The organism is Streptomyces sp. NPDC048623, assembly GCF_040650755.1.
Classification (GTDB): Bacteria; Actinomycetota; Actinomycetes; order Streptomycetales; family Streptomycetaceae; genus Streptomyces.
This window is the reverse complement of record NZ_JBEZHV010000036.1, coordinates 1-24,027: the sequence shown is the minus strand read 5'-3', so window position 1 is coordinate 24,027 and position 24,027 is coordinate 1. Positions and strand designations below refer to the sequence as shown.

18 protein-coding genes and 1 pseudogene are annotated in these 24,027 nt (G+C 73.5%); 10 read left to right on the top strand and 9 right to left on the bottom strand.

Annotated elements, in window-relative coordinates:
• The first annotated feature begins 212 nt into the window (after positions 1 to 212).
• The 6 genes from AB0C73_RS33505 to AB0C73_RS33480 all read left to right on the top strand — a co-directional run bounded on the left by AB0C73_RS33505 (position 213) and on the right by AB0C73_RS33480 (position 9,115).
• Positions 213 to 3,020 (top strand): SCO5717 family growth-regulating ATPase, encoded by a 2,808-nt coding sequence (locus tag AB0C73_RS33505; RefSeq protein WP_362537257.1) that lies wholly within the window; start codon positions 213 to 215, stop codon positions 3,018 to 3,020.
• Between the two features lie 206 nt (positions 3,021 to 3,226).
• Positions 3,227 to 5,092 (top strand): ABC transporter substrate-binding protein, encoded by a 1,866-nt coding sequence (locus tag AB0C73_RS33500; protein WP_362537316.1) that lies wholly within the window; start codon positions 3,227 to 3,229, stop codon positions 5,090 to 5,092.
• Between the two features lie 3 nt (positions 5,093 to 5,095).
• Positions 5,096 to 6,187, top strand: coding sequence for an ABC transporter permease (locus AB0C73_RS33495; RefSeq protein ID WP_362537255.1), 1,092 nt, complete (start codon positions 5,096 to 5,098; stop codon positions 6,185 to 6,187).
• Positions 6,184 to 7,068, top strand: coding sequence for an ABC transporter permease (locus AB0C73_RS33490; RefSeq protein WP_362537253.1), 885 nt, complete (start codon positions 6,184 to 6,186; stop codon positions 7,066 to 7,068). The genes AB0C73_RS33495 and AB0C73_RS33490 overlap by 4 nt, the downstream gene beginning before the upstream one ends.
• Complete coding sequence (locus tag AB0C73_RS33485) at positions 7,065 to 8,102, top strand: ABC transporter ATP-binding protein (protein WP_362537251.1); 1,038 nt, start codon at positions 7,065 to 7,067, stop codon at positions 8,100 to 8,102. Before AB0C73_RS33490 ends, AB0C73_RS33485 begins: the two co-directional genes overlap by 4 nt.
• The gene (locus AB0C73_RS33480) at positions 8,099 to 9,115 is read left to right on the top strand and encodes an ABC transporter ATP-binding protein (RefSeq protein ID WP_362537249.1); all 1,017 of its coding nucleotides are present in this window, start codon (positions 8,099 to 8,101) and stop codon (positions 9,113 to 9,115) included. Before AB0C73_RS33485 ends, AB0C73_RS33480 begins: the two co-directional genes overlap by 4 nt.
• 184 nt (positions 9,116 to 9,299) lie before the next feature.
• On the opposite strand, the gene AB0C73_RS33475 is transcribed toward AB0C73_RS33480, so the two are convergent.
• The 9 genes and pseudogenes from AB0C73_RS33475 to rimP form a co-directional block, all read right to left on the bottom strand.
• The gene (locus AB0C73_RS33475; protein WP_362537314.1) at positions 9,300 to 10,265 is read right to left on the bottom strand and encodes a bifunctional riboflavin kinase/FAD synthetase; all 966 of its coding nucleotides are present in this window, start codon (positions 10,263 to 10,265) and stop codon (positions 9,300 to 9,302) included.
• Positions 10,266 to 12,932: 2,667 nt separating this feature from the next.
• Positions 12,933 to 13,421, bottom strand: a pseudogene (locus tag AB0C73_RS33470) (trypsin-like peptidase domain-containing protein); the annotation flags it as partial.
• Positions 13,422 to 13,582: 161 nt separating this feature from the next.
• Positions 13,583 to 14,482 (bottom strand): tRNA pseudouridine(55) synthase TruB, encoded by a 900-nt coding sequence (gene truB, locus AB0C73_RS33465; RefSeq protein WP_362537247.1) that lies wholly within the window; start codon positions 14,480 to 14,482, stop codon positions 13,583 to 13,585.
• Complete coding sequence (rbfA, locus tag AB0C73_RS33460) at positions 14,479 to 14,919, bottom strand: 30S ribosome-binding factor RbfA (RefSeq protein ID WP_362537245.1); 441 nt, start codon at positions 14,917 to 14,919, stop codon at positions 14,479 to 14,481. Before rbfA ends, truB begins: the two co-directional genes overlap by 4 nt.
• A gap of 29 nt (positions 14,920 to 14,948) precedes the next feature.
• Positions 14,949 to 15,242 carry a DUF503 domain-containing protein gene (locus AB0C73_RS33455; RefSeq protein ID WP_356076752.1) on the bottom strand — a complete coding sequence of 98 codons (294 nt, stop codon included), beginning with the start codon at positions 15,240 to 15,242 and terminating at the stop codon, positions 14,949 to 14,951.
• A 158-nt stretch (positions 15,243 to 15,400) separates the two neighbouring features.
• Positions 15,401 to 18,487, bottom strand: a complete 3,087-nt coding sequence (gene infB, locus AB0C73_RS33450) for a translation initiation factor IF-2 (RefSeq protein ID WP_362537242.1) — start codon at positions 18,485 to 18,487, stop codon at positions 15,401 to 15,403.
• A 179-nt stretch (positions 18,488 to 18,666) separates the two neighbouring features.
• Positions 18,667 to 18,945 carry a YlxR family protein gene (locus AB0C73_RS33445; RefSeq protein ID WP_362537240.1) on the bottom strand — a complete coding sequence of 93 codons (279 nt, stop codon included), beginning with the start codon at positions 18,943 to 18,945 and terminating at the stop codon, positions 18,667 to 18,669.
• 159 nt (positions 18,946 to 19,104) lie between these two features.
• Complete coding sequence (gene nusA, locus AB0C73_RS33440; protein WP_362537238.1) at positions 19,105 to 20,106, bottom strand: transcription termination factor NusA; 1,002 nt, start codon at positions 20,104 to 20,106, stop codon at positions 19,105 to 19,107.
• A 2-nt stretch (positions 20,107 to 20,108) separates the two neighbouring features.
• Positions 20,109 to 20,606 carry a ribosome maturation factor RimP gene (gene rimP, locus AB0C73_RS33435; RefSeq protein ID WP_362537236.1) on the bottom strand — a complete coding sequence of 166 codons (498 nt, stop codon included), beginning with the start codon at positions 20,604 to 20,606 and terminating at the stop codon, positions 20,109 to 20,111.
• Positions 20,607 to 20,789: 183 nt separating this feature from the next.
• On the opposite strand from rimP, the gene AB0C73_RS33430 reads away from it, so the two are divergent.
• From AB0C73_RS33430 to AB0C73_RS33415, 4 genes are all read left to right on the top strand, one after another.
• Entirely contained in the window at positions 20,790 to 21,398 is a 609-nt protein-coding gene (locus AB0C73_RS33430) for a hypothetical protein (protein WP_362537234.1), read from the top strand.
• Positions 21,395 to 21,811: a ferritin-like domain-containing protein gene (locus AB0C73_RS33425; RefSeq protein WP_362537232.1), complete on the top strand. Its 417-nt coding sequence runs from the start codon at positions 21,395 to 21,397 to the stop codon at positions 21,809 to 21,811. The genes AB0C73_RS33430 and AB0C73_RS33425 overlap by 4 nt, the downstream gene beginning before the upstream one ends.
• 74 nt (positions 21,812 to 21,885) lie before the next feature.
• Entirely contained in the window at positions 21,886 to 22,770 is an 885-nt protein-coding gene (locus AB0C73_RS33420; RefSeq protein WP_362537230.1) for an aminoglycoside phosphotransferase family protein, read from the top strand.
• A 57-nt stretch (positions 22,771 to 22,827) separates the two neighbouring features.
• Positions 22,828 to 23,787: a slipin family protein gene (locus AB0C73_RS33415; RefSeq protein ID WP_362537228.1), complete on the top strand. Its 960-nt coding sequence runs from the start codon at positions 22,828 to 22,830 to the stop codon at positions 23,785 to 23,787.
• Positions 23,788 to 24,027: the final 240 nt, after the last annotated feature.

Genomic DNA, 24,027 nt, shown 5'->3' with positions numbered 1-24,027 from the left:
GGATCACAGCGCCCAACATGTCCGTTTTTATGCAAGTTTGGCGCACCGAGGGTCTCACTCTCCGGTACTCGCGGGTCACTTGGGGGACCGGACCGATCCGCGCGACGGGCAGCGGCGGGCCGTCGGCCCTGCCCGCGGACACGGTTGGCGTTTAGGGTGGGATGTGCCCGCCCACGACTGCACAAGGGTGCGCGACCACACCAGGAGGCAAAGTGAACCGCGATCGGGACGAGATCAACGGGGGTTGGAACCCGCCCGTCGACGATCAGTCCGACGCAGATCCCGCCGAGATGACGGGTGAGTTCACCATCGACTACACCCCTCCGGCCTGGTACACGCAGAACGCGTCGGGCGGTACGAGCGGCGGGGCGCCGACGCCTCCGCCGCCGACCGGAGCTCCGGTCGCGATGCCCGGCGTTCCGGCGAGCGGCGGTTACGAGTCCCCCTGGGCCCCGGCCCCGCAGGCCCCGGCCGCACCGGTCCCGGCCCCGGAGGCCCCGGCGCCGGTTCAGGCCCAGCCCCCTGCCCCCGCCCCGGCTCCTGTCGCGCCCGTCGCGCCTGCCGCGCCCGTCGCGCCCGTCGCGCCGGAGCCGACCCCTGCGCCCACGCCCGCGCCCGCTCCCGCGCCGTTCGGCGGTGGGGACCTGGAGAGTGGCGCGACCATGCGCTTCTCCCCCGCCGCGCTGAAGCGCGAGATGGCGGAGATCGCGGCCGCGCAGGAGACCCAGGAGCCCCAGGAGACCGCTCCGGAGGCCCCGGCCGCCGAGGCGACCGCGGCGTCCCCCGCCGAGCCCGTCGCGGAGCCCGAGACCGCGCCCGAGGCGGAAGCCGCGGCACCTGCACAGGCCGAGGCCGGGGAATCCGCCCCCGCGGAGACCTCCGAGACTCCCGCCGCCTCCGAGGCTCCCGAGCCCCCGGCCGCCGAAGTCGCGCCCGAGACCGCGCCGGAGACCACGCCCGAGCCCCAGCCGGTGCCCGAGGCCGTGGCGCCCGCCGAGCAGCCCGGGCCCGCGCCCGCCCCCGTACCCCAGGACTCCATGCCCGGCGCGCTGCCGCCCGCGGCTCCGGCCGCCGGACTGCCGCCGCTGCCGCCGTCGTTCCAGCCGGCGACGCCCGCGCCCGCCCCGCAGTGGCCCGCGCAGGGAGTGCCGGCCGAACAGCAGCAGGTCCCGCCGGCCGCGCCGCTGCCGCCCGCCACGGACGCCTGGCCGGCGCCCGTACCGCCGCAGGGCGGGTACGGCTTCCCGCACCCGGGCCAGCCCCAGCCGCAGGCCCAGCCGCCCGTCCCCCCGCAACCGCAGGCACCCCAGGCGCCGCAGGCCCCTCAGACGCCCCAGGGTTACGGATTCCCGCACCCCGGTCAGTTCGGCCAGCCGCAGGTCCCCCAGGGCTACGGCTTCCCCCACCCCGGCCAGCCCCAGCCGCAGGCCCAGCCGCCCGTCCCCCCGCAGCCCCAGGCACCCCAGGCGCCGCAGGCCCCTCAGACGCCCCAGGGTTACGGATTCCCGCACCCGGGCCAGCCCCCGCAGCCCACCCCGGGTGCCCCCGCCGCCCCCGGCACTCCGGGCGCCCCCGCCGCGCCCGCCAACCCCGCCATCGACCCCCGTACCGGCGCCGCCTGGCCGTCGGCCGTGACGCACGACCAGCGCGAGCGGTCCGTGCCCGGTGCGCCGCTCGGGTACACCGCGGCGGTCGAGCTGTCCTCCGACCGGCTGCTGCGCAACAACAAGCAGAAGCCCAAGTCGTCCCGGAATCCGGGCTCTTCGTCGCGCTTCAAGCTCGGCGGCAAGAAGGAGGAGGCGGAGCGGCAGCGGAAGCTGGAGCTGATCCGGACGCCGGTGCTGTCCTGCTACCGGATCGCGGTCATCTCGCTCAAGGGCGGTGTCGGCAAGACCACGACGACGACCGCGCTCGGCGCGACGCTCGCCATCGAGCGGCAGGACAAGATCCTGGCGATCGACGCCAACCCGGACGCCGGCACGCTCGGGCGCCGGGTGCGGCGCGAGACCGGGGCGACCATCCGCGACCTCGTGCAGGCGATCCCGTACCTCAACTCGTACATGGACATCCGCCGCTTCACCTCGCAGGCGCCGTCCGGTCTGGAGATCCTCGCCAACGACGTGGACCCGGCCGTCTCGACGACCTTCAACGACGAGGACTACCGGCGGGCGATCGACGTCCTGGGCAAGCAGTACCCGATCATCCTGACCGACTCGGGCACCGGTCTGCTCTACAGCGCGATGCGCGGTGTGCTCGACCTCGCCGACCAGCTGATCATCATCTCCACCCCGTCCGTGGACGGTGCCTCCAGCGCCTCCACCACGCTGGACTGGCTGTCGGCGCACGGGTACGCGGAGCTGGTGCAGCGCTCCATCACGGTCATCTCGGGTGTCCGTGAGACCGGCAAGATGATCAAGGTCGAGGACATCGTCCAGCACTTCCAGACCCGTTGCCGCGGTGTCGTGGTCGTGCCCTTCGACGAGCATCTGGCGGCCGGTGCCGAGGTCGACCTCGACATGATGCGGCCGAAGACCCGCGAGGCGTACTTCCATCTGTCGGCGATGGTGGCCGAGGACTTCGTACGGGCGCAGCAGGCGCAGGGGCTGTGGACGGCGGACGCCCAGAACATGATGCCGCCGCACCAAGCCCCGCCGATGCCGGGCCAGCCCGGCTACCAGGGCCAGCCCGGACAGCCGCAGGCCTACCCCGGTCAGCCGGGACAGCCGGGACAGCCCGGTCAGCCCTACCCGCCGCAGCAGCAGCCCGGCCAGCCGTACGCGTACCCGCCCCAGCAGCAGCCGCCCGTACCGGGGCAGCCCGGCCAGCCCGGTCAGCCGTATGGCGCACCGCCGGCCCCCGGACAGATGTACGGGGCGCAGCCCGGTCAGCCGCCGGTGCCGCAGGGCTGGCAGCAGCCGGGGCAGGCCCCCGGCCAGCCGCAGGGGCAGGTTCCGCCGCCCCCGTGGCCCCAGCAGGCCCCGCAGCAGCCGCCGCAGGCGCCGCCAGCCCCTCAGCAGTAGGGCGTCACAGGAATAGACCAATGAGGCCCCGTACCGGTGTTCCGGTACGGGGCCTTTTGGTATTCCCGCAGCCCACGCGGTGTTTGAGACATCGTTGACGACGGCAGACCACCGCTGATACACCTTCGCTTCATCCATCGTCAGCCCAAGATCCACGGCACAACCCACGACGCACGCATCCCGACGCGAGGTCACGTCCCATGGTCATGGTCACGAAGGTTCCACCCCGTCCGACGTCCGCCCGCAGACCCCTCCGCCCGCTCACTCTTCTGCTCGCCGCCGGTCTCACCGCCGCCTCCGTCGCGGCCGTACCCCAGGTGGCACAGGCGACGCAGGCAGCACAGGGGGAGGACGCCAAGGCAGGCACCGGTAACACGCTCACCGTCGCCGTATCGCAGAGCGTCGACTCGCTCTCGCCGTTCCTCGCCCAGAAGCTGGTGTCGACCAGCATCCACCGCCTCGCGTACGAGTACCTGACGAACTACGACCCGAAGGACGCTCACCCGATCCCGGGCCTCGCGACCGAGTGGAAGTCCTCGCCGGACAAGCTCACCTGGACGTACACGATCCGCAAGGACTCGATGTGGTCCGACGGGCAGCAGGCCACGGCCGAGGACGCGGCCTGGACCTTCAACAAGATGATGACCGACCCGAACGCGGCCACCGCCAACGGGAGTTTCACGGCCAACTTCAAGAAGGTCAGCGCACCCGACCCGCAGACGCTGGTCATAGAGCTCAAGCAGCCGCAGGCGACGATGACGGCGCTCGACGTGCCCATCGTGCCCAAGCACGTGTGGGAGAAGGTCTCCGACTTCTCCAAGTTCAACAACGACCAGCAGTTCCCGATCGTCGGCAACGGACCGTTCGTCATCACGGACTTCAAGGTCGACCAGTACATCAAGCTGAAGCCGAACAAGAAGTTCTGGCGCGGGGCGCCGAAGTTCGACGAGCTGGTCTTCAAGTACTACAAGGACGGCGACGCCGCCGTCGCCGCGCTCCAGAAGGGCGAGGTGTCGTTCGTCCCGAACCTGACGCCCGCTCAGGCCGCCGCGCTGAAGAGCCAGAAGGACATCAAGGTCAACGACGCGCCGGGCCGCCGCTTCTACGCGCTCGCCACCAACCCGGGCGCCCGGGCCAAGGACGGCAAGACCTTCGGCAACGGCAACAGGGCGCTGCTCGACCCCGAGGTGCGCAAGGCGCTGTTCCTCGCCGTGGACCGGACGGCCCTGGTCGACAAGGTCTTCCAGGACCACGCGGTGGAGGGCGAGGGCTACATCCCGCCGCGCTTCGGCTCGTACTTCTGGAAGCCCGCCGACACGCAGAAGCGTGCGTACGACCCCGCCAAGGCGGAGCAGGTCCTGGACGCCGCCGGGTACAAGAAGAACGCCGACGGCAAGCGGCTCGGCAAGGACGGCAAGCCGCTCGACTTCCGCATCCTGTGCCACGCCACCGACCCGAACGACAAGGCCTCGGCCAAGTACCTCCAGGAGTGGTGGGGCAAGCTGGGCATCGGGCTGAAGGTCGACTGTCTGGACAGCGTCTCGGACCCGTGGGTGAAGGGCGACTACGACCTGGCCTTCGACGGCTGGTCGGTCAACCCCGACCCGGACTACGTGCTCTCCATCCACACCTGCGGCACGCTGCCCGCGACGCCCAAGGACACCGGGGCCACCGACAACTTCATCTGCGACCCGCAGTTCGACGCGCTGTACGCGCAGCAGGCCGTCGAGTACGACGCCGCCAAGCGGTCCGACCTGGTCAAGCAGATGCAGTCGCGGCTCTACGACACCGGGTACATGAACGTCATCGCGTACCCGAACGCCCTGGAGGCCTACCGCACCGACCAGATCCGCTCCATCACCACCATGCCCGAGGCCGCCGGCAACCTGTGGGGTCAGGACGGCTACTGGAGCTGGTGGTCGGCGGTGCCCGCCGCGCAGGCCTCCGACGAGAGCTCGGGCGGCTCGAACACCGGCGTGATCATCGGGATCGGCGCGGCCGTCGTGGTCGTCGTCGGCGTCGGGATCTTCCTCTCCATGCGCCGCCGCACCACCGCCGACGACCGCGAGTAGCCCGTGACCAGCGCAAGCACCCCCGCCTCCTCCGTGGTCCCGGCCGACCGGGCCGGGACCACGGAGGGCGGCGCCCCCGGCACCCGTGCCGGCGCCCGTACCCGTACCTCCGCGCTCCTCCCCTACCTCCGCCACGCGGCGGCCAAGCTCGCCGGCGCGGCCGTGTCCCTGCTCGCCGTCCTGGTCACCAGCTTCTTCCTGTTCCGGATCATCCCGGGCGACCCGGTGAAGACGATGACCCACGGCATGCCCACCACCGCCGAGCAACTGGCCACGCTGCGCCACCAGTTCGGGCTCGACCTGCCGCTGTGGCAGCAGTTCACCGACTACTGCGCCAAGGCGCTCAGCGGCGACCTCGGCACCTCCTTCCAGTTCCGCGCGCCGGTCGGCGACCTGATCGCGCAGAAGCTCCCGGCGACGCTACTGCTCACCGGCACGGCCGTCGTCCTCTACTCGGCGCTCGGCCTGTGGCTGGGCACCCGCTCCGCCTGGCGGCACGGCAGCCTCGGCGACAGGCTGAACACGGGCGTGGCGCTCACCCTGTGGTCGGTGCCCTCGTTCTGGCTCGGGCTGCTGCTCATCATCGTCTTCTCGGTCGGCATGGGGCCGGTCCCCGGACTGTTCCCGACCGGCGGCATGGAGTCCGGCACCGGCGAGACCGGCTTCGGGTACGTGCTCGACGTCGCCCACCACATGGTGCTGCCGGTGCTCACGCTGGTCGCCGTGGGCTACGCCCAGACGCTGCTCGTGATGCGTTCCTCACTGCTCGACGAGATGGGCGGCGACTATCTGACCACCGCGCGGGCGAAGGGGCTGCGCGACGACGCGGTACGGCGCCGGCACGCCGTACCGAACGCGCTCCTGCCCGTGGTGACGATGGTCTTCATCAACCTCGGGCATGTGGTGGCCGGTTCGATCCTGGTGGAGACGGTGTTCTCCTGGCCGGGCCTCGGCGGGCTCTTCTACCAGGCGCTCAGCGTGCCCGATCTGCCGTTGGTGCAGGGCCTGTTCGTGGTCTTCGCCGGCGCGATGATCGTGATGAACCTGATCGCCGACCTGCTCTATCCGCTGCTCGACCCCCGGGTGGGCCGATGACGTCACTGGCATGGGAGCGGCGCCGTGGCACCGTCGCCCGCTTCTGGAAGCAGTACCGCGGCCACCGGGCCGGGCTGTGGGGCCTGGTCGGGCTCGCCCTGATCGGGCTGCTCGCCCTCACGGCGCCGTTGACCGTCGGCGCGGACGTGCAGTCCGTGACCGACGCGCCCGGCACCGCGCTCGAACCACCGAGCGCCGAATTCCCTTTGGGCACCGACCAGTTCGGGCGCTCTCTGCTCGGGCTGCTGATCTGGGGCGCGCGGATCTCGCTCCTGGTGGGGCTGCTCGCCGCCACGCTCTCGGTCGCCATCGGCACCCTGGTGGGCATCGTCGCGGGCCACTACGGCGGCTGGTTCTCCACGGTCGTCATGCGGATCACCGACTGGTTCCTGGTGATGCCGACCCTCGTCCTCGCGATCGTGCTCGCGACCGTGATGTCCCGGTCGATGTGGACCGTGATCCTGGCGATCGGCGTGACCAGCTGGCCGACCACGGCCCGGCTCGTGCGGGCGCAGACCATCGCGGTCGAGTCGCGCCCGTACATCGAGCGGGCGACCGCGCTCGGCGGGGGCCACGGGCACATCATGACCCGGCACGTCCTGCCGAACGTGATGCCGCTGGTGCTCGCGCAGACCACCTTGGGCATCTCCACGGCCATCCTCACCGAGGCGACCCTGGCGTTCCTGGGCCTGGGCGACCCGACCGTGGTGTCCTGGGGCGGGATGCTCCAGGACGCGCGCGAGGCGGGCGCGGTCTCGTCCGGCCACTGGTGGTACCTGGCGCCGCCCGGCATCGCCATCGCGCTCGTCGCGCTCGCGTTCACGCTGTGCGGGCGGGCCGTCGAGTCCGTCCTCAACCCGAAGCTGGGGGTGGGGCGTTGAGCACCACTGACGGGAACCTCCTGGAAGTACGGAATCTCAGGGTGACGTACGGGACGGGGGCGGACGCCGTCCCGGCCGTACGGGGCGTGGACCTGACCCTGCCGGCCGGGCAGAAGCTGGGCGTCGCCGGCGAGTCCGGCTGCGGCAAGTCCACGATGGCGCTCGCGCTGCTGCGGCTCCTGCCCGCCTCTGCCACCACCAGCGGCGAGATCCTCCTGGAGGGCGAGGACGTCCTCGCCATGAAGTGGGGGCGGCTGCGGGCGGTGCGCTGGGCGGGCGCGTCGATCGTCTTCCAGGGCGCGATGCACTCGCTGAACGCGGTGCGCCGGATCGGCGACCAGATCGCCGAGCCGCTGCTCGTGCACGGCCGGGCCACCCCGGCGGCGGCCCGTGGGCGCGTCGGTGAGCTCCTGGAGCAGGTGGGCCTGCCCACCGCCCGCGCGGCAGCGTATCCGCACGAGCTGTCCGGCGGGCAGCGGCAGCGCGTGATGATCGCGATGGCCCTGGCCTGCGATCCGCGCCTGATCGTGGCGGACGAGCCGACGACCGCGCTCGACGTGATGATCCAGGCGCAGATCCTGCGCCTGATCGAGCAGCTGGTCGCGGAGCAGGGCATCGGCCTCCTGATGATCAGCCACGATCTGGCGGTGCTCGCCGACACCTGCGACCGGCTCGCCGTGATGTACGCGGGGCGGGTGGTCGAGGAGGGCCCGGCGAAGGCGGTGTACGAGTCGGCCGCCCACCCCTACGGGCGCGCGCTGTCCTCCGCGTTCCCCCGGATCGGCGACCCGGCCTCGCGCCGGGCCCCGCGCGGCCTGCCCGGCGACCCGCCGGACCCGGCGGACCTGCCGGTCGGCTGCGCGTTCCGGCCGCGCTGCCCGGTGGCGGAGGAGCGGTGCGCGACCGAGGACCAGGAGCTGAGGCCTGTCCGGCGGTCCCCCGCCGCGACGCCGCGGGCGAATGCCAGACAGGCCTCAGGGGACGCGGGCGCGGGGCGCCGGGCGGCCTGCGTACATGTGGGGAGCGGCTCATGAGCGGGCAGGGCGTGGGTACGGATGCGGCGGCGTCGGCGGCGGGCGTGGCGCCGTTGCTGTCGGCGGAGGGGCTGCGGGTCGTCTTTCCCGGGCGGCGGGGCGCGCCTCCGGCCCGGGCGGTGGACGGTGTCGACCTGGACATCGGCGCAGGCGAGATCGTGGCCCTGGTCGGCGAGTCCGGCTGCGGCAAGACGACGCTGGCCCGCTCGCTGCTCGGCCTGGTCCGGCCGACGGGCGGCTCGGTGCGGTTCGCGGGCGCCCCCCTCACGTACACGGGCAAGGCGCTCAAGGCGTACCGGAAACGCGCCCAGTTGGTGCTCCAGGACCCGAGCGGTTCGCTGAACCCGCGGCACACGGTGTACGACGCCGTGGCGGAGGGCCTGCGGATCCACGGGTACGCGGGCGACGAGCGCGCGGCGGTCGCCGAGGCGCTGTCCCGGGCCGGGCTCCGGCCCCCGGAGCGCTTCTTCCTGCGCTACCCGCACGAGCTGTCCGGCGGACAGCGGCAGCGCGTGGTGATCGCGGGTGCGCTGGTGCTCGAACCCGAACTGATCGTCGCGGACGAGCCGGTGGCGTCTCTGGACGCGTCCGTACGGGGCGAGATCCTGGCCCTGCTGCTGCGGCTGCGCGACGAACTGGGCCTGTCGGCGCTCGTGGTGACGCACGACCTGGGGCTCGCGTGGAACATCGCGGACCGGGTGGCGGTGATGTATCTGGGGCGGATCGTGGAGACCGGGGCGGTGGAGGATGTGCTGACGCGTCCTCAGCATCCTTACACCCAGGCGCTGTTGTCGGTGCTTCCGGAGTCCGGTGGTGAGCCGGTGGTGCTGGCGGGAGAACCACCGGACCCGGCCCGGATCCCCTCCGGCTGCCGCTTCCACGTGCGCTGCCAGGCGCTCGCGTCGGGGGCGGCGGCGGGGGTCGCTGACCGGTGCCGTACGGAGGACCTGGCGGTGCTGGGGGGTGGCGGGGTGGCGTGCCACCTGGTGCAGGCGGCGGCCGTACAGGGCTGAGGCGGGGGCCGGTGGTGGGTGGCGCGTGGGCCGGGCGGGGGGCCGTGTTCGGGACTGCATGATTTACGGCGCGGGGCCGGTCCCTGAAAGGGCGCCCTTCTTGTTCCGCGCCACAAATCACGCTTTACGTCCCGTACACGGTCCCCCCGCCCGTCCCCCGCTCCCGTCCGTTTGCCCCGCCGGCTCAGGCCTGGCCATGCTCCTGGTCGTACGCCGTCGTCAGCTCGCGGCACTTCTTCACGTCGTCGGCCATCGCCACGAGCAGGTCGTCGAGGGTGTCGAAGCGGAGCATCCCGCGCACATAGGCGAGGAAGTCCACCGTCACGTGCAGCCCGTACAGGTCGAGGCCCTCGCGGTCGATCGCGTACGCCTCCACGGTCCGCTCGGTGCCGTCGAACTGCGGGTTGGTGCCCACCGAGATCGCGGCGGGCATCCGCTCGCCGGCGGCGGTCAGCCAGCCCGCGTAGACGCCGTCGGCGGGGATCGCGGTGTGCGGCAGGGTCTCGACGTTGGCGGTCGGGAAGCCGAGCTCGCGGCCGCGCTGGGCGCCGCGTACGACGATGCCCTCGACGCGGTGCGGCCGGCCCAGGATCTCGGCGGCGCCGGCCATGTCGCCCTCGCCGACGAGGCGGCGGGTGAGCGTCGAGGAGAACGGCTCGCCGCCGCCCGCCGCGCCGGTCACCCGCAGGTCGATGACCTCGACCTCGTAGTCGTAGGTGTCGCCGAGCTCGGCGAGGAACTGCACGTTCCCGGCGGCCCGGTGGCCGAAGCGGAAGTTCGGGCCCTCGATGACACAGCGCGCGTGCAGCTTGTCGACCAGGACCTTCACGATGAAGTCGGCCGGGGACAGCTGCGAGAACTCGGCCGTGAACGGCAGGACGAGGACCGCGTCCACGCCGAGGCCCGCCATCAGCTCGGCGCGCCGGTGGTGCGGGGCGAGCAGCGGCGGGTGGCTGCCGGGGCGGACGACCTCGGAGGGGTGCGGGTCGAAGGTGACCACGACCGAGGGCACGCCCAGCTCGCGGGCGCGCTCCACGGCCCGCCCGATGATCAGCTGGTGCCCGCGGTGGACCCCGTCGTAGGAACCGATGGTGACGACGCTGCGCCCCCAGTCCTGGGGGATGTCCTCCAAGCCACGCCAGCGCTGCACTGTGACCGCTCCTCGTCCGCCTGTACCCATGTCCGCGTGTACGCCTGTTGGCGCAGGTCTAAGACTGCCATGAGCATGCGGCAGCGGTGGCATCGGCATGGTGTGCGCCTTGTCTCGCGGCCCGGCGGGCAGCGGTTCGAGCACTCCTGAGGGGAGCTGTGCCCGTGGTGGTCCGGTGCGCAGGTCCGCGTGGAGTACGGCGCGGAGTTCGGCGCGCAGGAAGCGGGAGGCGCCGGTGCCGGGCGCGGCGAGCACCGGGGCGAGGGCGGCCCGCTGGGCGGGCAGCGCGAGCAGCCCGAGGACCAGCGGGTGGAGGACGCAGCGGACCACCGGGCCGCGCTCCAGGCGCCGGTCGACGAAGCCGGCGACCAGCGGCGCGCCCTCGGGGTGCCGCTCGGCGTACTCGGCGACGAGGGCGGCGGCGCGGCGCGCGAGCCGGGGCGTGTCGACCCCGGCGAGGGCCCGGAGGGCCTGCGCCGCCGCGGTCCCCGCCCCGTCGAGGAGCCGGGCCCGGAAGGCGGCGAGGACCGGTTCGGCGTGGCTGGGCAGCGCGGCGGCGAGGGCGTCGGCCGGTACGCCGGGGTCGGCGAGCGCCCGCGGCAGGAACCGTTCGCGGGTGTCGGGGTCCCGGAGCAGCAGCCCGAGCGCGGCGCCGTGCAGCGCCCGGTCGCCGGGCCGGGCGAGCAGGGCGAGGGCCGCGTAGCGCAGGGTGTCGCGGTCGGCGGGGTCGGTCGCGTGCCGGGCGACGAGCTGCCCGTACGCGGCTGCCGCCGCCCGGCGTTCGGGGCGCCGGTCGTCGTGCGCCCAGCGGTCCACGGCCCGGCACAGGGCGGCGGGTTCGTCCTCGGTGAGCGCGGCGAGCAGGCCCTCGGCGAGCGGGTGGGCGGTGGCGACCAGGGCCTCGCACAGATCGTCCACGGCGAGCGCGCGGTGGGTGTGCAGGAGGGCCTGGGCGGCGGCGCCGACGGTGGCGCCTGGCGCCCCGGCGAGCGCCCGCTCGTCGCCGAACCAGCGGCAGAGCAGCGGCTGTACTCCGCGCGGGTCCGCGGTGAGCCGGGCGGCCGCCAGGTCGAGGAACCGGCCCTCGGGCAGCCGGCCCTCGGGCACGGCGTCGGCGGCGACGAGGCGGCGCAGCAGGTCGAGCCGCTCGTCCTCGGCGACGGGCAGGTCGCGCCAGTAGCCGGCACCGAAGCCGGGGAGCACTCCGCGCTCGCCGATGCGGTCGGCGAGCAGCCGGAGCACCGGGAGGTACGGGCGGAGGTCGGCGAGCGCCCCGTGCAGCAGCCTGGCGGCCCACCAGCGTCCCTCCTCGGTCTCCCCCGCCCCGGGATCGGCCGGGGGCTCCGCGAGGGCGTCCACCAGGGCGGTGAGCCGCGGGATCAGGCCTTCGGGGCCGTGGTCGCGGTCCAGGTGGTGCAGGGCCTGGAGCACGGGGCCGATCCGGTGGCGCGGGACGGGCAGCGCCGCCGGCCGGTGGATCAGGGTGTCCAGGGCCCGGTCGATGTCGAGGTGGGTGCCCTGGAGCCAGTCGCCGAACTCCTCGTGGGCGAAGCGGTAGCCGCCCCCGGCCGGGACGAGGAGGGCCTCGGTGAGGACGGCGGAGGCCCAGCCGGTCCTCCACGGAAAGAGTTCCTCGAAGGACTCCCGGTCCAGTTCGCCCTGGCCGGGGCCGAGGCAGCGGCGGGCGGCCTCGTGGACCCGGCCGCTCACCCGGGCGGCGAGCCGGCGCACGGCGGTGCCGCGGAGCACCGGGCGGCCCGCCGCGGCGATCCGGACGGCGATCTTCAGGCACATCAGGTCCAGATGGGCGGCGAAGATCTCGTCCCTGCCGGGGCGGCCGGGCAGGTCGTCCCGGGTGGCCGCGCGGACCTCGCCGAGCAGTCGGAGGGCGAGCGGGTGGCGGGCGTCGGCCTCGGCGATGGCGTCCTCGGGCACACCGTGGCGGCGCCGGGCCGCGACGGCCTCGGCCTCGGTGAGGTCGCCGAGGCGGACGACCTCGGGCGGGGCGGTGTAGTGGGTGCGGGCCTGTTCCCAGTGCTCGGGGCGGCAGGCGAGGACCAGGCGCGCGCCGTGCGCGGCCAGCCACTCCTCGGTGGCGGCGGTCCAGGGTCCGAGGCGGTGGGCGAGCAGCGGCGGCATCTCCTCGGGCCCGTCGAGCAGCACGAGCAGCGGCCGTCCCGCGTCCCGGGCGAGGGCGGCGGCCTGTTCGGGGGTGACGGCCTCGGGTTCGCCGGGGGTGCCGGAGGCGGCGGCGACCCGGCCGGCCCGGCGCAGTGCGCGCCCGACGGCGGCGGCGAGCGAGTCGTCGTCGGCGCGCAGGTCGGCGCCGCGCAGACAGACGGTGGGCGCGGGCTCGGGGCCGCGGGCGCGGGCGGCGGCGAGGCCCGCGAGGGCGGTGCTGCGGCCGGTGCCGGGCACGCCGACGACGGCGAGGACGGGCGGGCGGTGCTCGTCGCCGACCCGGGGTTCGGGCAGGTCCTCGGGGGCGGGGCAGGTGGTGGCGGTGAGTTCCAGGACCCCGCCGAGATTGAGGTGGCGCCCGTAGCAGGGGACGGTGCCGGCGTTACGGCGGAGCAGCTTCGCGAGCGGGCCGGTGGGCGGGACCGGCAGGGCGTGTCCGGCGGCCCGGCTGTCGCCGTGGGCGGCGGTGCCGAGGACGGCGAGGACGGCGCCGGTGGCGGGGTCGAGGACGGGTCCGCCGGCGGCCGGCCCGCCGTCGAGCAGGGCCTCGGCCCCCTCCGTACCGATGGCGAGTTCGAGGGCGGTTCCAGGGGTTCCGGGGGTTCCCGGGGTTCCGGCGGTCCCGGCGGTCCCGGTGGCGCGGCCGAGCACCCGGGCCTCGCGCCAGCCGTACGCGCTGATCCGGACGTACGTGCCGGGTTCGAGGTCCGGGCGGGCGGCGAGCGGCAGCGGGCGGGCGTGGAGGCCGGGGCAGCGGACCAGGGCGAGGCCGTGCGCGGGCAGCGGGGTGACGTCGGCGTCGGTGACGGGCCGGGGCGGGCCGGTGGGGGCGCGCAGGACCATGCTGCGGTGGCCGGCGACGACCTCAAGGCCGGTGAGCAGGGTGCCGCGGTGGTCGGCGAGGAATCCGGTGCCGAGGTGCCGCCCGGCCGGGTCCTCGATCCGTACCAGTGTCCCCAGGTCCCCGCTCCCCATGGATCGACGGTAGGCCGGGGGTGATCTCCGGGTGAAGCGCGTCGGGCGAACGCGCCCCCTCGCACTCCCGGGTTCGCTTCGAGCGCTTACCCAATGGGGTGAAAAACATCGAGATGGGGCGGACACCCGGGTGTCCGCCCCATCTCGATGTTTCACACCGCTCAGCCGAAGACGGCCAGGCTCTTCGCCTTGCCGCGCTGGTCCTCGACCAGGGCGAGCAGCCGCCCGTCCGGCCCGAAGACCGCCACCGGCCCCTTGGGGTACTCCGGCATCTCCAGGCGTACGCCGTTGAGCAGCAGCCGGGCCCGCTTCTCGTCGACGTCCCAGCGCGGGAACGCCGCCGCGGCGGCGTCGGCCACCGGCATGACCGTGAGCTCCTCCTGGAGCTGGTCCAGGGTCCTGGCGCTGTCCAGCTTGTACGGGCCGACCCGGGTGCGGCGCAGTGCGGTCAGATGGCCGCCCACGCCGAGCCCGGCGCCGAGGTCCCGGGCGAGTGCCCGGATGTACGTGCCGGAGGAGCAGACGACGGACACGACCAGGTCCACGACCGGCGTCCCGTCCTCCGCCACGGCCTCGCGCACGTCGTACACGGTGAAGGAGGAGACGGTGACCGGCCGGGCCGGGATCTCGAACTCCTCGCCGCCGCGCACGCGCGCGTAGGACCGCTTGCCGTCGATCTTGATCGCGGAGACCTTCGACGGCACCTGCATGATCGCGCCGGTGAGCTCGGCCACGCCCGCGTCGATCTGCTCGCGGGTGACCTTCGACGCGTCGACCGACGCCGTGATCTCGCCCTCGGCGTCGTCCGTGATGGTGGTCTGGCCCAGGCGGATGGTGCCCAGGTACTCCTTCTCGGTCAGCGCGAGGTGACCGAGCAGCTTGGTCGCCCGCTCCACGCCGAGGACGAGAACGCCCGTGGCCATGGGGTCGAGCGTGCCGGCGTGGCCGACGCGACGGGTCTTGGCGATCCCGCGCATCTTGGCCACGACGTCGTGCGAAGTGAAGCCCGACGGCTTGTCGACGACGACAAGCCCGTCGGGCGTCTTTCCTGCGGTGCTCATTCGGCGGCTTCGTCCTCGCCCTGCTTCTTGTAGGGGTCGGCGTCACCGGCGAAGGTGGCGCCGGAGGACGCCTCGCGCACCCTGGCGTCCGAGGCGCGCGCCTGGTCGAGGAGGTCCTCGATGTTCTTGGCGGTCTCGGGGAGGGCATCCGCCACGAAGGCGAGCGTCGGGGTGAACTTGGTGCCCGCCGCCTTGCCCACGGCCGAGCGCAGGATGCCCTTGGCGCTCTCCAGGCCGGCGGCGGCGCTCGCGCGCTCCTCCTCGTCGCCGTAGACCGTGTAGAAGACCGTGGCCTCCCGCAGGTCACCGGTGACGCGGGTGTCCGTGATGGTCACGTGCGTGCCCAGGCGCGGGTCCTTGATGCCGCGCTGCAGCTTCTCGGCGACCACCTCCCGGATGAGGTCCGCCAGCTTCTTCGCCCGCGCGTTGTCGGCCACTGGTCCGTCTCCTTCTTTGCCTTGCTCATTCAGTCTTCATCAGTGTGGAGCCTTCGGCGTACCGAGAGGAGCTCCACCTCGGGCCGGGCCGCGACCAGCCGCTCACAGCGGTCGAGCACGTCCGACACGAACCCCGCGTCCCCGGACACCAGCGCGACCCCGATCCGGGCCCTGCGATGGAGGTCCTGGTCGCCCGTCTCGGCCGCGCTCACGGAGAACTTGCGCTGGAGCTCGGCGACGATGGGCCGGACGACGGAGCGTTTCTCCTTCAACGAATGAACGTCGCCGAGGAGCAGATCGAAGGACAGAGTCCCCACGTACATGCGGTGCCGGATGTCCCGCCGGTTCGGGTTCGACGTCCCGCCGGGCGCACGCCCGGCGGGGGAACATCAAAACCGTACACGCAACGGCCGGGGCCGATCGACGGAAATATCTTCCGCCGACCGGCCCCGACCTGAGTGTCGCGACTCAGCCTCGCGTGTTACACGCGCGGCTTCTCGCGCATCTCGTACGTCGCGATGACGTCGTCGATCTTGATGTCGTTGAAGTTTCCGAGGTTGATACCACCCTCGAAGCCCTCGCGGATCTCGGTGACGTCGTCCTTGAAGCGGCGCAGACCCTCGATGTTGAGGTTCTCCGCGATGACCTTGCCGTCGCGGATGAGGCGCGCCTTGGTGTTGCGGCGGACCTCGCCCGAGCGGATGAGGACACCGGCGATGTTGCCCAGCTTGGACGAGCGGAAGACCTCGCGGATCTCCGCCGTACCGAGCTCGACCTCTTCGTACTCCGGCTTGAGGAGGCCCTTGAGCGCCGCCTCGATCTCCTCGATCGCCTGGTAGATGACCGAGTAGTACCGGACGTCGACGCCCTCGCGCTCCGCCATCTGCGCGGCACGGCCGGCCGCACGGACGTTGTAGCCGATGACGATGGCGTCGGAGCCCATGGCCAGGTCGACGTCCGACTCGGTGACCGCACCCACACCGCGGTGCAGGATGCGGATGTCGACCTCCTCGCCGACGTCGAGCTGGAGCAGGGAGGACTCCAGGGCCTCGACCGCACCGGACGCGTCGCCCTTGATGATGAGGTTGAGTTCCTGGACCTGACCGGCCTTGAGCACCTTGTCGAGGTCCTCGAGGGACACCCGGCGGACGCGCTTGGCGAAGGCGGCGTTGCGCTCACGCGCGGCGCGCTTCTCGGCGATCTGGCGGGCGGTGCGGTCCTCGTCGACGACCAGGAAGTTGTCGCCCGCGCCCGGGACGTTGGTGAGACCCAGGACCAGGACCGGAGTCGACGGGGTCGCCTCCTCGACGTTGTTGCCCTTGTCGTCGAGCATCGCGCGGACACGGCCGTACGCGTCGCCGACGACCATCGTGTCGCCGATGCGCAGGGTGCCTCGCTGGACGAGGACGGTCGAGACCGCACCACGGCCGCGGTCGAGGTGGGACTCGATCGCGATGCCCTGCGCGTCCTGCTCCGGGTTGGCCCGCAGGTCGAGCGTGGCGTCGGCGGTCAGGATGACGGCCTCGAGCAGCTTGTCGATGTTCAGGCCCTGCTTGGCGGAGATGTCGACGAACATCGTGTCGCCGCCGTACTCCTCCGCGACCAGACCGAACTCGGTGAGCTGACCGCGCACCTTGACCGGGTCCGCGCCCTCGACGTCGATCTTGTTGACCGCGACGACGATCGGGACACCGGCGGCCTTGGCGTGGTTGAGCGCCTCGACCGTCTGCGGCATGACGCCGTCGTTGGCCGCGACCACGAGGATCGCGATGTCGGTCGACTTCGCACCACGGGCACGCATGGCGGTGAACGCCTCGTGACCCGGGGTGTCGATGAAGGTGATGCCGCGGTGCTCGCCGTTGACCTCGGTGCCGACCTGGTAGGCACCGATGTGCTGGGTGATGCCACCGGCCTCGCCCGCGACCACGTTGGTCTTGCGGATGGCGTCGAGGAGCCGGGTCTTACCGTGGTCGACGTGACCCATGACGGTCACGACCGGCGGACGGGAGACCAGGGCCTCTTCGCCGCCCTCGTTCTCGCCGAACTCGAGGTCGAACGACTCGAGCAGCTCACGGTCCTCCTCCTCGGGGGAGACGATCTGAACCGTGTAGTTCATCTCGTCGCCGAGGAGCGTCAGCGTCTCGTCGGAGACGGACTGCGTGGCCGTGACCATCTCGCCGAGGTTCATCATGACCGCGACGAGCGACGCCGGGTTGGCGTTGATCTTCTCCGCGAAGTCGGTGAGGGACGCACCGCGCGACAGGCGAATGGTCTCGCCGCTGCCGCGAGGCAGCATCACGCCGCCCACGGACGGGGCCTGCATGGCCTCGTACTCCTGGCGCCTCTGCCGCTTCGACTTACGGCCACGACGCGCGGGACCGCCGGGACGACCGAAGGCGCCCTGCGTGCCACCACGGCCACCCGGGCCGCCGGGACGGCCGCCGAAGCCGCCGGGACGACCGCCGAAGCCGCCGCCACCGCCGCCGGGACCACCGGGACGACCGCCGCCGCCACCGGGACCGCCGGGACGGCCGGCGAAGCCGCCGCCACCGCCGCCGGGACCGGCCGGACGGCCGGCGAAGCCGCCGCCGGGACGCCCGCCCGGACCGCCGGGACGACCGCCGGGGCCACCCGGGCCACGGCCGCCGGGGCCCGGACGCGGGCCGGCAGCGGGACGCTGCGGCATCATGCCCGGGTTCGGACGGTTGCCGCCGGGGCCGCCGCCGGGACGCGGAGCCTGCGGACGGGGCATGCCGCCAGGGGTGGGTCGCCCGGAGGGACCGGGGTGCGCGCCGCCCTGGGGACGCGGGGCGCCGGGAACGCCGCCCGGACCCTGCGGACGCGGAGCGCCGCCGGGAGCACCGGGGCCGCCGGGACGCGGGGCGCCGCCCTGCGGACGGGGCGCCTGCGGGCGCGCCATGCCGGTGGAGCCACCGGACGTGAAGGGGTTGTTGCCCGGACGCGGGCCGGCCGGACGGCCGCCCGGACGCGGGGCCTGCTGGCCGCCGGGGCGGGGGGCCTGCTGACCCGGACGCGGCGCCTGCTGGCCCGGACGGGCAGCGGGACGCGGGCCGGGGGTGGCACCACCGGAGCGCGGACCGGCGGCCGGGGCCGACGGAGGCGCGGTGAACTCCGGGGCCGCGGGCGCGGCGGGAGCCGGCTTGGGCGCGGGCTTCGGGCCCGGGCGGGGGCCCGACGCGGCCGGGGCCGGAGAGGGAGTGCTGCTCGCCGGCGCGACCGGGGTGACCGGGGCCGCAGGCGCGGCGGGGGCCGGCTTGGGGGCCGGGGCGCCGGGCTTCGGGGCAGCGGGACGTGCCGCGGCGGCCGGAGACGGCGCCGCGGGCTTGGGGGCGGGCGCCGCCTTGCGGGGCGCGCCGGGCTTGGCAGCGGTCTTGCCGGCGGAACCGCCGGGACCCTGCAAAGCGTCAGTCAACTTGCGCACGACCGGCGCCTCGATCGTCGAGGACGCCGAACGGACGAATTCACCGAGTTCTTGGAGCTTGGCCATGACGACCTTGCTCTCCACACCGAACTCCTTGGCGAGTTCGTATACCCGGACCTTAGCCACTTCGCTCCTTTTAGGTCCGGTTACCGCCGGACCGTCGCTACTTCATGGGCGTACTCATCGCGTACTCATCGAGTGCTCATCGCAATCTCGACCTACTTCCGACTCGCGAGGTACCTGACCGCACGGGGTTCCGTGCCGTACATCTGTTGTGCCGTACTTCCGTACTTCCCGTACTTCATCTACGGTGCGGCCTGCTCGACGTGTGCGCGAAGCGCCGCGGTGTCGAGCGGACCCGGGACCTTGAAGGCCCGCGGGAACGCCCGGCGGCGCACCGCCAGATCGAGACAAGCCAAGGCGGGATGCAGATACGCACCCCGGCCGGGCAGCGTACCGCGATGATCGGGAACGCACTCGTCCTTATTCACCACGATCCGCAGCAGATCGCTCTTGGCCGCTCGCTCCCGGCATCCCACACAGGTTCGCTCAGGGCATACGCGGGCATGCGTCCGGCCAGACACGTTAAGTCTACCTCCCCGTACCGACCTCACCCGTTCGGGGCAAAAATCGAACAGTCGTTGGCCAAAAAGGATCAGTGCCGGTACGGGACCGGGCGGCCGTGCCAGCGGGCGGCGCGGGCCGCCGGACGGCCCGGACGGCCCGTACCGCCGGGCGCCGGGCTACCGGGCGCCCGCGTCGCCCTGCTGCTCGGTGTCGGGACGGATGTCGATCCGCCAGCCGGTGAGGCGCGCGGCCAGACGGGCGTTCTGCCCCTCCTTGCCGATCGCCAGCGACAGCTGGTAGTCGGGCACCGTCACCCGGGCGGACCGGGCGGCCAGGTCGACGATCTCGACCTTGGAGACCCGCGCCGGGGACAGCGCGTTGGCCACCAGTTCGGCCGGGTCGTCCGACCAGTCGACGATGTCGATCTTCTCGCCGAGCAGCTCGGCCATCACGTTGCGCACCCGGCCGCCCATCGGGCCGATGCAGGCGCCCTTGGCGTTCAGGCCCGAACGGGTGGCACGGACCGCGATCTTGGTGCGGTGGCCGGCCTCACGGGCGATGGCGGCGATCTCGACGGAACCGTCGGCGATCTCCGGCACCTCCAGGGCGAACAGCTTCTTCACCAGATTGGGGTGGGTGCGCGAAAGGGTGACGGACGGACCGCGCACACCCTTGGCCACCCGGACGACGTACGTGCGCAGCCGCAGGCCGTGCGTGTAGTCCTCGCCCGGCACCTGCTCCTGCACCGGAAGGATGGCTTCCAGCTTGTCGTCCAGCTTGACCAGGACGTTCTTCGGGTCCTTGCCCTGCTGCACCTGGCCGGCCACGATGTCGCCCTCGCGGCGCGCGTACTCGCCGAAGGTGACGTCGTTCTCGGCGTCCCGCAGCCGCTGCTGGATGACCTGGCGGGCGGTGCTCGCCGCGATCCGGCCGAAGTCCGACGGGGTGTCGTCGAAGTCCTTGGGCTCCTGGCCCTCCTCCAGCTCGGAGGGGTCTTCCTTCGCCCACACCGTCACGTGACCGGTCTGCCGGTTGAGCTCCACGCGCGCGTGGCGGCGGGCGTCGGGGGTGCGGTGATAGGCGATGAGGAGGGCCGACTCGATCGCCTCGACCAGCATCTCGAAGGAGATTTCCTTCTCCTGTGCCAAGCCCTTCAGGAGCTTCACGTCGATGTCCACGGCTACGCCTCCTCTTCCTTCTTGTCCTTGCGGCTGAACTCGATCTCGACACGCGCCTTCGCGATCTGGGCGAACTCGACCCGGCGGGCGGTGGCCTTGCGGCCCTTCACGCCCGGCACCTCGGTGTCCAGGCCGTCCTCGTCCACGGCGAGGATCCGGGTGACCAGCTCGCCGCCCTCGGTGAGCTGCAGCTTCACGAGACGGCCGGTGGCGCGCACGTAGTGGCGGGGCTCGGTGAGGGGGCGCTCGGCGCCCGGGGAGCTGACCTCGAGGACGTACTCGCCCTCGCCCATCGCGTCCGTCTCGTCGAGCTTCTCGGAGATCTCGCGGCTCAGCTCCGCGCAGGTGTCCAGCTCGACGCCCTCGTCCGAGTCGACGATCACCCTCAGCAGTCCGCGCCGGCCGGCCCGGGACAGCTCGATCTCCTCGAGGTCGAGGTCCTTGGCGTGGACGAGCGGCTCCAGAAGACCGCGCAGCCGTTCGTTCGGGGTGGTGCTCATCCGGGTGACTCCTCGGCCGCGTGTGCTGTTGTGGGTTCGTCGCGTGTCAGATCAAAGGGTATCCGGTCCCGGAGGGTGTTGCCGTCCACCGGCCGGGGGACCGCGGGTACGCTCGCCTGCGGCGATCTTCGAAGATCTTCGAGGGTTTCGAACACGCGAGGGAACACGCGAGGGAGGCGAAGCGTGACGACCGTGGGCAGACGCGCGCTCCTGGCCGCCGGCGCCGCGGGCGCGGCCGCCGCACTGGCCGGCTGCACGTCCGACGGGGACGCGGCCGGACCGAGGAAGCCGGACGCGGCCGAACGGGCGGCCGCCGCCGAGGCGGCCCTGCGCGGGCGCTCGGCGGCTGCGAGCCGCGACCTGCTCGCGCAGTACGACGCGGTCATCGAGGGCCACCCGGCGCTCGCAGCCCGGCTCGCACCGCTGCGGGCCTCGGCGGCGGCCCATGTGAAGGCGCTGGCCGAGGGCGGTACGGCCCCGGCGCCCGGCCCGTCCGGAGCCGCGCCCTCCTCCCCCAGGCCGTCCGGGCCGTCCGGGCCGTCCGGAGCCGCGTCCGCGTCCGTGTCCACGGCACCCTCCCCCTCCCGCTCGCTCGCCCTCGTCCGGGTGCCGGCCGACCCGGCGGCCGCGCTCAGGAACCTCACCGCCGCCGAACGGGCGACCGCCGACACCCACACGGCCGCCCTGCTCACCGCACCGCCCGAGTACGCCCGGCTGCTCGCCTCCGTCGCCGCGGCCGGCGCCGCCCACGCCTATCTGCTCACCGAGCCGACCGAAGGGGGCCGCGGATGAGCGCGCTCGCCGCCACCCAGGCCGCGCTCGCCGCCGAGCACGCCGCCGTGTACGGCTACGGGGTCGTCGGCGCCCGGGTCGGTGAGGACCGGCGCGCCGAGGCCACCGCGGCCCACCAGGCCCACCGGGCCCGCCGTGACGCGCTCCGCCGCACCGTGCGCGACCTGGGCGGCGAACCGGTCGCCGCGGCCGCCGGCTACGCGCTGCCGTTCGCCGTGCCGGACCCCACCGCCGCCGTCCGCCTCGCCGCCGTCCTGGAGGACCGGGTGGCCGGCGTCTACTCCGACCTGGTGCGCTCCGCCGACGGCCCGCTGCGCAGGGACGCGGCGGCCGCGCTGCGCGAGGCGGCGGTGCGGGCGGTCCGCTGGCGCGGCAGCGACGTAACCTTTCCTGGGCTCGCGGAGCGGGCCTGACAGGCCGCACTCCTGGAAAGCGGCGCTATCCAGGAGCTCGCCGCACCGCAGGAGACGAAGGAATCAACGCACGCATGGCTTTCGAACCGCCGCAGCGACTGGTGCGGGCTCTCGGCGAGACGTACGGGGACGCTGCCGCGGCCGAATGGCTGAAGGCGCTCCCGGAGCTCGCCCGGGACACCCTCGACCGGTCGGGTCTGGTCGCCGAACGGGTGGTGGCCCCCGGCGGGCGCAGCAGCCTCGTCGTGCTCGTCCCCGACGCCGTGCTGAAGCTCGCCCCCACCTTCGCCCGCCCCGACCTGGAGCGGGACGCGCTCGCGCACTGGAACGGCTGGGGCGCCGCCCGGCTGCTCGGGGAGCCCGCGCCCGGCGCGGTGCTCCTGGAGCGGCTGCACCCCGAGGTGTCCCTGCGCTCGCTGCCGGAGGCGAAGGCGCTGCTCGAGGCGGCCGACACCGTACGCAAGCTGTGGGTCGAGCCGCCCGCCGGGCACGGTTTCGGGTCGGTCGGCGAGCGCACCGCGCGCCAGGCGGCGCCCATGGAGGCGTACCGAGCCGACCCGGAGGCGGGGGATCTGGTCGCCGCCGCGCTGGACGCCCGCGCCGAGCTGCTCGCGGCGCCGGCGGAGACGCTGCTGCTGCACGGCCAGTTCCGGCAGGGCAAGGTGCTCGCCGGCGACCGGGCCCCGTGGCTCGCGGTCGGGCCCGAGCCGCTGGTCGGCGAGCGCGCCTACGACCTGGCCAGGCTGGTACGGGACCGGGTGGAGGACCTGGTGGCCGCGTCCGCGGGCGCCTCGGCGGCCCGCCGCCGGGTCAACAAGCTCGCCGACTCCCTGGAGCTCGACCGGGACCGGCTGCGCGGCTGGACGCTGTTCCGCGCCGTCGAGTCCGCGACCCGCGCGCTCACCGCCGGGCGCCGGTCCGACGCGGAGCTGCTCCTGGAGTTCGCCGGCTGGCTGTGAGTCCGCGGCCCCGCGGTAGGGAATACCCTTTTTGTATCCCTTTGACAGGGGGCCGTGATGATCCAAGAGGTGTTGATGGTGGCCGCGGGAGCTGCCGCGGTGATCGGCGTCTACGCGGCCGCGGCGGCGCGGGTCGTGAAGCAGTACGAGCGCGGCGTGGTGTTCCGCTTCGGGCGGCTGCGCGGTGAGGTGCGCAAGCCGGGCTTCAACATGATCGTCCCGGGCGTGGACCGCATGCACAAGGTGAACATGCAGATCGTCACGATGCCGGTGCCGGCCCAGGAGGGCATCACCCGGGACAACGTGACGGTGCGGGTGGACGCGGTCGTCTACTTCAAGGTGGTCGACGCGGCCGAGGCGCTGATCCGGGTGGAGGACTACAAGTTCGCCGTCTCGCAGATGGCGCAGACCTCGCTGCGGTCGATCATCGGCAAGAGCGACCTGGACGACCTGCTGTCGAACCGGGAGAAGCTCAACCAGGGCCTGGAGCTGATGCTGGACTCGCCGGCCATCGGCTGGGGCGTGCAGATCGACCGGGTCGAGATCAAGGACGTGTCGCTGCCGGAGACGATGAAGCGCTCCATGGCCCGGCAGGCCGAGGCCGACCGTGAGCGCCGGGCCCGTCTGATCAACGCGGACGCCGAGCTGCAGGCCTCGAAGAAGCTGGCGGAGGCGGCGCGGCAGATGGCGGACACGCCGTCGGCGTTGCAGCTGCGGCTGCTGCAGACGGTGATGGCGGTGGCGGCCGAGAAGAACTCGACGCTGGTGCTGCCGATCCCGGTGGAGCTGCTGCGCTTCCTGGAGCGCGCGCCGCTGTCCGAGACGGCTCCGAAGCCGGCGCCGCCGGTGGCCGCCCCCGACGCCCCTTCGGTGACCGCGCCGCCCCCGGTCCCCCCGGAGCTCCCGGACGTCCCGTCCCCCGCGTACCTGAAGGGCCGGGCGGACGCGGTGGAGGCCGTCGAGGACCTGGCGGGCGCCCCGGTGGACCCGGCGCCACGTGACGACGACGCGTCCTGAGCCCCTCGTTGTGGGCCTGCGCCCGCTGGGCGGTGCCCGTCCCGCTGTTCCCCGTTGTGGGCATACGTTCCGCCGGGGCGGAACGGGTGGGCACAACGGACGGCGCCCCTTGCCGGGCCTAGGCTCCCTGCGCCTGGACGTTCGCCCGTAGGGCGCCGCACTGGTGGTGCGGGTCCAGGCGCAGGTGCCGATGGATGCAGGACTTGCTGCCGGTCTCGGTGCCACCGTCGGGGCTCTCGG